At 66.0% G+C, this 8,170-nt stretch carries 9 protein-coding genes; 5 read left to right on the top strand and 4 right to left on the bottom strand.

Going from position 1 to position 8,170, the window contains the following annotated elements; all coding sequences use genetic code 11:
- Positions 1 to 207 (top strand): hypothetical protein (locus tag Q0094_RS11390; RefSeq protein WP_297619457.1); only part of this gene is annotated, 207 nt, incomplete at its 5' end.
- Positions 208 to 274: 67 nt separating this feature from the next.
- Here Q0094_RS11390 and dapD read toward each other — a convergent pair.
- Positions 275 to 1,102, bottom strand: a complete 828-nt coding sequence (gene dapD, locus Q0094_RS11385; RefSeq protein ID WP_297619456.1) for a 2,3,4,5-tetrahydropyridine-2,6-dicarboxylate N-succinyltransferase — start codon at positions 1,100 to 1,102, stop codon at positions 275 to 277.
- Between the two features lie 118 nt (positions 1,103 to 1,220).
- Between dapD and Q0094_RS11380 the strand changes: the two genes are divergently transcribed.
- A complete protein-coding gene (locus Q0094_RS11380; RefSeq protein WP_297619454.1) occupies positions 1,221 to 2,057 on the top strand; it encodes a TIGR00730 family Rossman fold protein in 837 nt (278 codons plus the stop codon).
- Here the strand turns inward: Q0094_RS11380 and mepA are convergent.
- Genes mepA through Q0094_RS11365 form a run of 3 tightly spaced genes read right to left on the bottom strand, consistent with a single transcriptional unit; the run spans position 2,054 to position 4,957 of the window.
- Positions 2,054 to 2,965 carry a penicillin-insensitive murein endopeptidase gene (mepA, locus tag Q0094_RS11375; RefSeq protein WP_297619451.1) on the bottom strand — a complete coding sequence of 304 codons (912 nt, stop codon included), beginning with the start codon at positions 2,963 to 2,965 and terminating at the stop codon, positions 2,054 to 2,056. The two genes, Q0094_RS11380 and mepA, sit on opposite strands and share 4 nt — an antisense overlap.
- Positions 2,965 to 4,362 carry an MFS transporter gene (locus tag Q0094_RS11370; protein WP_297619448.1) on the bottom strand — a complete coding sequence of 466 codons (1,398 nt, stop codon included), beginning with the start codon at positions 4,360 to 4,362 and terminating at the stop codon, positions 2,965 to 2,967. Before Q0094_RS11370 ends, mepA begins: the two co-directional genes overlap by 1 nt.
- Before the next feature lie 34 nt (positions 4,363 to 4,396).
- Positions 4,397 to 4,957: an acyl-CoA thioesterase gene (locus Q0094_RS11365; RefSeq protein WP_297619445.1), complete on the bottom strand. Its 561-nt coding sequence runs from the start codon at positions 4,955 to 4,957 to the stop codon at positions 4,397 to 4,399.
- A gap of 195 nt (positions 4,958 to 5,152) precedes the next feature.
- Here Q0094_RS11365 and Q0094_RS11360 point away from each other — a divergent pair, with 195 nt between their 5' ends.
- The 3 genes from Q0094_RS11360 (at position 5,153) to Q0094_RS11350 (ending at position 8,036) form a co-directional block, all read left to right on the top strand.
- Complete coding sequence (locus tag Q0094_RS11360) at positions 5,153 to 5,440, top strand: YggT family protein (protein ID WP_297619442.1); 288 nt, start codon at positions 5,153 to 5,155, stop codon at positions 5,438 to 5,440.
- Between the two features lie 94 nt (positions 5,441 to 5,534).
- Positions 5,535 to 7,247, top strand: coding sequence for a DNA polymerase Y family protein (locus Q0094_RS11355; protein ID WP_297619439.1), 1,713 nt, complete (start codon positions 5,535 to 5,537; stop codon positions 7,245 to 7,247).
- 498 nt (positions 7,248 to 7,745) lie between these two features.
- Positions 7,746 to 8,036, top strand: coding sequence for a hypothetical protein (locus Q0094_RS11350; RefSeq protein WP_297619436.1), 291 nt, complete (start codon positions 7,746 to 7,748; stop codon positions 8,034 to 8,036).
- The last annotated feature ends 134 nt before the right edge of the window (positions 8,037 to 8,170 follow it).

The raw sequence follows: 8,170 nt of genomic DNA, 5'->3' as shown, positions 1-8,170 counted from the left end.
GCCATCGAGGCGATCCGCCCGGGCGATCACGTGCTGTCCTACGCCGCCGACGGCAGCCTGACCCCCGCCCGCGTCACCCGCGACCGAACTGAGATCGCCCGCCTGTCCGCCGAGATCACCAAGGCCGAAGCCCGGATTGACAGCATCGTCTATGCCCTGTTCGATCTAACCCCCGACGAAATCGCGCTGCTGGAAAGCGTGGCGTGACCCCACCAGATACCGGATAACCGAACAGACCCAGCCCACATCCAAAGCCCGCCCAAGGGCGGATCGATCAATCCCGGAGCAATTCGTTGATCGAGGTCTTGGAGCGGGTCCGTTCGTCGACCCGTTTCACGATCACCGCGCAATACAGGTTGATGCCGTTCTTCGACGGCATGGAGCCTGCCACCACGACCGACCCGGCGGGCACTTCGCCATACATCACGGCCCCGGTTTCGCGGTCGACGATCTTGGTCGACTGGCCGATGAACACGCCCATGCCAAGCACCGATCCTTCGCGCACGATCACGCCTTCGACCACCTCGGAGCGGGCGCCGATGAAACAATTGTCCTCGATGATGGTGGGGCCGGCCTGCATCGGTTCGAGCACGCCGCCGATGCCGACGCCACCCGACAGATGCACATTCTTGCCGATCTGGGCGCAAGACCCCACCGTCGCCCATGTGTCGACCATCGTGCCGCTGTCGACATAGGCCCCAAGGTTGACGAAGGACGGCATCAAGACCACGCCCGGCGCGATATAGGCCGACCGCCGCACGACGCAGTTGGGCACCGCGCGGAACCCTGCGGCACGCCATTCGCCCTCGCCCCAGCCTTTCCACTTGCTGTCGACCTTGTCCCACCAGCTGCCGCCCTGTGCGCTGCCGGGCTGCATTTCCATGTCGCGCAGGCGAAAGCCCAGCAGCACCGCCTTTTTCGCCCATTGGTTCACATGCCAGCGGCCATCGGCCTGACGCACCGCCACCCGAAGGCTGCCGCTGTCGAGCGCGCTGAGCGTTGACTCGATCGCGTCGCGGACCTCGCCCGTGGTGGCGGGGGTGATCTGGTCGCGCGCCTCCCAGGCGGCTTCGATGGCGGTTTCGAGCGCGGCGTTTGACATTGGAATGCTCTCCTGCGGGATAATGGGGCTTTGGGCGGCTATAGCGGGCGCGCCCTTGGCTGGCAATCGGGGCGCGGCCTTGCTAGGTCGGGATCAGACCAGTGCACGAGGACAGGACATGACAGACGACCCAAGGCCAGGACCGTTTCGCGACGCAGGGCAAGATCTGCAATCCGCCCGTCATGCCCCCGACACCGCACAGGCGAAATCGCCGGCCTACCGGCTGGCCTTTGCCGATCCCGATTTCCTGTTGCGCGACGAGTTGCGCCCCGTGCGGCTGCAACTGGAACTGCTCAAACCCCAGCTTGAGCTTGACGCGCGCGGCATCCGTTCGACCGTGGTGCTGTTTGGCGGCGCGCGCATCCCCGGCCCCGAGGCGCAAGGCGGCGGGCCGGCCCACCCGATGGCCCATTACTATGACGAGGCGCGCCGCTTTGCCCGCGCCATCACCGAACGATCCGTGGCAAGCAACTGCACCGAGAATGTCATCGTCACTGGCGGTGGCCCCGGCGTGATGGAGGCGGGCAATCGCGGCGCCGCCGAGGCAGGGGGCTGTTCCATCGGGCTCAACATCGTGCTGCCCCATGAACAGGTGCCCAACGCCTATGTCACGCCCGATCTGTGCTTCAATTTCCATTACTTCGGCATCCGCAAGATGCATTTCCTGCTGCGCGCCAAGGCGATCGCGGTCTTTCCGGGGGGGTTCGGCACGCTTGACGAGCTGTTCGAAAGCATCACGCTGATCCAGACGGGCCGGATGGAGCAGGTGCCGGTGATCTTGTTTGGCGAAAGCTTCTGGCGGCGCATCATCGATTGGGACGCGCTGGTCGAGGCGGGCACCATCGCACAGGCCGATCTTGAGCTGTTTGCCTTTGCCGAAACCGCCGAACAAGCGCTGGCCGTCATCGATGGCTGGACGCTCTCGGGTCGGCGCGGCGAGATTCCGGGCCGCTAGAGATCCCCCAACAGCGCCGCGCATTGGCGCGGCAGATCGGCCAGCGTCATCGGCGGGCGCGGCGGTGGCGGCACATAATCCGGATCGGGCGGGGGTGGGTTCAAGATCGCCCGGGCCCGCGCGCGCGCCTCGTCGCAGCCATCGCCGGGGGGAATGTCGTCTTGCGGCTCGCAATCGCGCGACCCGGCGGGGCAATTCAGCCGCACGTGGAAATGGTAGTGATGCCCCGCCGCCGGCCGGATTTTCCGCAGCCAGTCCCGGTCGCCCGTGGCGTTGTCGCACATCCAGACCTTGGCGCCGGTAAAGACGAAAATCCGGGCCACGCGCGGGTCGGTGGCGGCCAGCCGCATCACCTCCATGTGCGTGGGCGTCCAGTTTTCGCCCACCCGCGCGCCACCCGCCGACTGGGTCGATATCGACGACAGGTTTTCCCGATCGGGCGCAGACAGATCAAAGCGCGTGGGCGGCAACATCCAGAGATCGGCATCCAGCCCCGATTGGTGGCTGACATGACCCGACAACATCGGCCCACCGCGGGGCTGTGCCAGATCACCGACATAAAGCCCGTTCCAGGATGTCTGCGCGGCCACCCGTTGCGAAAGATCCTGCACGAAATCGATCAATTCGGGATGGCCCCAGTTGCGATTGCGCGACAGGCGCATCGCGGCCCATGTCGGCCCGGTCTCGGGCAAGGGTTCGGCCCCCGCCAAACAGCCGCGCGCATAGCCCCCGATCACCGCGCTGGGCCCGTTATCGGGGGCTTGCGCCGCGCCAAACAACACACGCGCCTCTTGCCCCGACAAGGTGGCATCAAGCGACGGCACATCGCGGCTGTCGGGCCCTGTGGCGCTGCACGACATCAGCGCCAGAACACTCAGAACGGCCAAGCCCATCCATGCCCGCGACATCACGATCTTGCCTCGCCTTCGGGGCGGACCCAGGTGATCAAGATCAGCCCCAGCACGAACAGCCCGATCAGCGGGATCATCCCCAGGCGCGCGCTTTCGGTGGCCCAGGTCGTCACCCCGATCAGCGCCGGCCCCAGAAAGGCCGTGGCCTTGCCCGACAAGGCGTAAAGCCCAAAGGCCTCGGTCGGGCGGCCTGCGGTTGCATGGCGGCACATCATCGAGCGTGACGCCGATTGCAGCACGCCGCCCGCCCCCCCGATCAGCGCACCGCAGATGTAAAAGGTGATATCGGGCACCGCCGAGCCTTCGACCAGGGCGATCCCCCACAGGCTGTCGCGCGACATCCCCACGACCACCCCGCACACCCCGATCAGCACCAGGATGGACCCGATGATGACGGGTTTCGGCCCGAAAGCCGTATCAAGCTTGCCGCCGATCCATGTGGCCAGCGCTGCCGTGATGGCCCCCACGATGCCGAAGATACCGACCTGCGTGATCGACCAGTTCAGCACCAGAACCGCATAGGTGCCGCCAAATCCGTAAAGCGCGTTCAGCGCATCGCGGTAGAACATCGACGATCCGAGCTGGGCAAAAAGACTGCGGCGGCGGGGAAGGCTTTTCACCGTCCCCCACAACTGCGACAGCGCCGCCGAAAGCCGGGCATGCGTCCGGGTGCGCGGCACCTCACGCACCCAAAGGAAAAAGGGGATCATGAAGACGATGTACCACAGCGCGGTGAAAGGCCCGACAAAACGCGTGCCTTCGCGCATCGCGGGGTCAAGGCCCAGCGCGGGATCAAGCCCCACAAAGGTCTTGCCGCTTTCGCCTTCGGCGAAAAAGATCAGCATGATGAACAGGGCCAGCACGCCGCCCAGATACCCCCACGCGAACCCATTGCCCGACAGCCGCCCGATGGCGCCGTCATCGCCCAGTTCAGGCAGCATGGAATTGGTGAAGATCGTGGTGAATTCGGCCCCGATGATGCCAATGCCAAAGGCGATCAGCGCCCCCACCAGAAAGCTTCCATCGGGCAGCAAGATCCAAAGCCCGAGCGCGCCCAAAACGTAAAAGGCCGAAAACACCACGATCCACGGCATGCGTCGCCCGGTGTTGTCGGCGAACGCGCCAAGGATCGGTGCACACAGCGCAATCACCACCCCCGACACCGTCTGGCCCAGCGACCACAGGCTTTGCGCGCGCGCATCGGCAACCCCTTCGGCCAAGCCTTGCGCCATGAAGCTTTCGGTCGCGACGGCGGCGAAATAGGGGCCGAACACAAAGGTCAGGCACAGCGTGAAATAGGGCTGGCTCGCCCAGTCAAAGGCCCACCAGCCCCAGATGCGGCGGCGCAGGGCGGGGGCGGACAGGGCGGCGGGATCGGGTGTGGCGATGCTCATGACCCGCACCATCCCCGATGGCGGACCGATTTGTCTATGGGCTTGTTGGTGGGCGTGCCGTGTCGCCCTGCATCGGTGGCCATGGGCGCAAGCCGTCGGCGTCAGCCCAGGACGTCACCCAATCGGGCAAGGGCGGCGAAAGCGGCGCCTGACCCAGCGCGCGGGCCACATCCGCCACCGGGGTCAACCGGCCCTTTTGGGTAATGCCCGTGCGCAACAACGCATGATTGCAACAGGTCTCGCCCCGCCACATGCCCTGTTCGATGTAGACAAACCGCCCATCCCAGCCCAACAGCCGGGTGCGTAGCTCAACGCGCTGCAAGCCGGTGATGCGCGCACGGTAGCGCACCGATGACCCGGCCACGACCAGCCCCCAACGCTGCTGGCGCAACACATCCCACAATCCTATCCGGATCGACAGCGCAAAGCGCCCCAGATCATAGAGCGTCAGGATGCGCCCATTGTTCATCTCGAAAAAGCCGTCCAGATCATGGGGCAGGCAGCGCAAACCAAGATGATGGGTTTCAAACGGCCCCAGCCGCGGCTTTCGGCGCTCGGAAAACATGACATGGGCAAGGCGGGCATAAGGATACATGCCCCTGCCAAACCGCAGCCCGGCAGCGGCGTCAAGCCCGCCGCAACGTCAGCCCCGCAAGGCTTGGCACTATCGCTCGTCTGTAAATACCCCGGGCAATGCCGCTGGCCGGGGCCAGCGCCCCCAACCGCGGCTTGCACCCCTTGGCCCGCCCGATTATCTGGCAAGGGCACCCAAGCCAAGGACGCCCGGCCCATGACCTCGCTTTTCCAGATTCTTTTGCTGCTGATCGACGTGGCCTTCATGATCGTTCTGATCCACATCATCATGAGCTGGCTGATCAATTTCAGCGTGCTGAACCTGCGCCAGCCGCTGGTGGCCCAGATCTGGCATGGGCTGAACGGGCTGGTGGAACCGATCTATGGCCCGATCCGCCGCCGCTTGCCGGCGATGGGGGGGCTGGATCTGGCGCCGCTGATCGTGATCTTGGGGCTGTATGTTCTCGAAATCGTCCTGCGCAACAACGCGGCGTTGTTTCTGTGACGACAGGCTGATCGGGCGCGGGCGCGGACTCGACTCCGCAGGCAGGGCGGATTAGGAATGGAACATAACATGAACATTTCAGATCGCCCGCGCCATGCCTGCCGCCGCCCCTCATGCCAGCCGCACCAGCAACCGGCGCATCGTGTCGCTGTGGTTTCCCCGGCTGGCCGCCGAAGACGCGCTGCGCCGTGAGCCGGGCCTGATCGACACACCGCTGGTCGTGGTCGAGGTGCAGGGCAATCTGCGCCAGATCGTGTCGCTGAGCCATGCCGCCAGCGCGCGCGGCCTGTCGCAGGGGCAATCGCTGGCCGAGGCGCTGACGCTCTGCCCCGATCTGATCACCCGCCCCGCCGATCCAGACCGCGCCGCCCGCATGCTGGCCGCGCTGCGCCGCTGGGCGGGCCGCTTCAGCCCATGGGTGGCCGAAGAAGGCGCCGACGCGCTGCTGATCGACCTGACGGGCTGCGCGCATCTGTTCGGCGGCGAAGCGGCGCTTTTCGAACAGCTGCATCAGGATTGCGCCGATCTGGGGCTTAGCCTTGCTGCGGGCATTGCGGATACGCCGGGTGCCGCCTGGGCACTGGCGCGCCATGCGGGGGGGGCGGCGAGCGCGCCCTTGCGCAGCGGCGACGCCATCGACCAAGAGGCACGCGCCACCCGCTCACGCGCGCAAAGGCGGCACTGGGTCAAAGGCGGCCCCGCGCCCCTGCCGCACAGCGCCGCACAAGGCGGTGTCGCGCGCATCTCGGCCCCCGGCGGGTTGCGGCAATCGCTGGCGCCCCTGCCCATCGCGGCGCTGCGCCTGCCGCCCGCCACCGTGCAGGGTCTGGCACGTCTGGGGCTGCGGCGCATCGGCGATCTGTGGGGCATGCCGCGCGCGGGTCTGGCGCGACGCTTTGGGCAAGATCTGGTGCGCCGTCTGGATCAGGCGCTGGGGGTGGAACCCGAACCGATCTCACCCGCCGGGGCGCCGCTGCATTTCGCCGCCCGGATCAGCCTGCCCGACCCCATCGGGCTGGAGGCCGATATCCTTGCCGGTCTTGACCGCCTGCTGCCCGCGCTTTGCGACAAGCTGCGCGCGCGAGGTCGTGGGGCGCGGCGGCTGCGGTTGGAAATGATCCGCGCCGAAGGCGGCACGGAACGGATCGAGATCGGGCTGGCCCGCCCCACCGACCGGCCCGACAGCCTGCGGGCGCTGTTTGCGCTGAAGCTGGGCGGGGTCGACGCGGGCTTTGGCTTTGATGTCTTGCGGCTGATCGCCCCCGTGACCGAGCCGCTGCATGGCGTTGAACACAAGGGCGGCTGGGCCGTCGCCGCCGAAGCACAGGCACGGGCACAGGCACAGGCAGGGGGCGCCCGCGCGCCCGGTCAGGCGCTTGATGATCTGATCGCGCGCATCGGGGCACGGGTGGGGCTTGACCGGATCACCCGCGAACACCCCGCCGACAGCCATATTCCCGAGAAAACCCAATCCACACAGGCCGCCGCCTATAGCGCGCCCGCCACCAGTTGGCCCGCCCCCAAGCGGCCCCGGCCGCTGGTGTTGTTTCGCCCAGAACCCGTTACCGCGCCCGATCTGTCCGATCCGCCCATGGGCTTTCGCTGGCGCGGCCGGGCGTTTGAGACTGTGGCGGCCCAAGGGCCCGAACGCATCGCGCCGGAATGGTGGCTGGACGATCCCGGCTGGCGCTCGGGCGTGCGCGATTACTGGCGCGTGACCACCGCGGATGGGCACAAGCTGTGGCTGTTCTATGCCCATGGCGGCGCCGTTTCAGGCGGCTGGTTCGCACAGGGCGATTTCGGCTGACATGTTCGCACGATCAAAGATGGCCCACACCGCAAGGACAAACGCCGCCAGATCTGAACATTGATCAGTTTCGATAATTGAGGAACGTCTGAAAAACCTGCCGCTTTCGACGTGATCTGGCAGGCTGAAGGCATCGACTGACAGCGACCCCGCCGATGTGCAAACAGCCCGCCATTTCCGGTCTTCGCCATGCAATGAAGAAGATACCACGGCGCAAACAGTTTCCGGCCGAAATGGATGCGGTGGTTCGGTGGGGGCGGCGGCAGTCGCCGCACCACCCAAATCTTGGGTCAAACGGCGGGCGGCCACCCATGCCGCTTGAGACGATGCCGCGCATTCACTTCCGGCAGAACTGGTCTGCGCCGAGCGACCCGATGACCGCACAGACGTTCTATGACAACGAGGCCATCCGCCGCTGCGCCGGAAACGGGCCGGGCGATGACCGGACCCCCTCTTCGGGACAATGCTGCGCAAGGCCCAGCCGGGCACGACCTGCCCTTGACCGACATCCTGCGCGCCGCGACCGGAGGGCGGGAGGGTGGCATGGGCGGGCGGCCGAAGCATTGGGTGGGGCGGTCGATCCTGGGGATCGGCGCGGAAGAACGCATTGATCGGATTTTCCCAAGGTGCGATTTTTCTACTTTTCACCACAGGCAAAGACCTGTTAACATCTTTTCATGGATTGCGCTTCATCTTCGGCATCGCTTTGGGCAAACCCGACCGATGCGAAAATGGCTGTTGCTAGATATCAAGTATCCCGATCCGGGGCTGTACCGCGTAATAGGATGATGTGATGTTGGGGTTGGTATTTTTGTTCCTCGCCGGGCTGTCGCTGACCGTGGCCCTCGGTAGCAGTGGCGACAATGATGATCAGGCCGACAATAGTGAGACCGGCGGCAGCGGAAATGATACATTGCTTGGCG

It is taken from the genome of uncultured Roseicyclus sp., assembly GCF_937892565.1.
GTDB lineage: Bacteria > Pseudomonadota > Alphaproteobacteria > Rhodobacterales > Rhodobacteraceae > Roseicyclus.
This window is presented reverse-complemented; position numbering and strand designations above follow the sequence as displayed.

Bases quoted from the DNA above. Each gene is read 5' to 3' on its own strand.
- Q0094_RS11365 (WP_297619445.1), bottom strand. From the start codon at position 4,957: ATGTATCCTTATGCCCGCCTTGCCCATGTCATGTTTTCCGAGCGCCGA.
- mepA (WP_297619451.1), bottom strand. From the start codon at position 2,965: ATGTCGCGGGCATGGATGGGCTTGGCCGTTCTGAGTGTTCTGGCGCTG.
- Q0094_RS11355 (WP_297619439.1), top strand. From the start codon at position 5,535: ATGCCTGCCGCCGCCCCTCATGCCAGCCGCACCAGCAACCGGCGCATC.
- Q0094_RS11380 (WP_297619454.1), top strand. From the start codon at position 1,221: ATGACAGACGACCCAAGGCCAGGACCGTTTCGCGACGCAGGGCAAGAT.
- Q0094_RS11360 (WP_297619442.1), top strand. From the start codon at position 5,153: ATGACCTCGCTTTTCCAGATTCTTTTGCTGCTGATCGACGTGGCCTTC.
- Q0094_RS11370 (WP_297619448.1), bottom strand. From the start codon at position 4,362: ATGAGCATCGCCACACCCGATCCCGCCGCCCTGTCCGCCCCCGCCCTG.
- dapD (WP_297619456.1), bottom strand. From the start codon at position 1,102: ATGTCAAACGCCGCGCTCGAAACCGCCATCGAAGCCGCCTGGGAGGCG.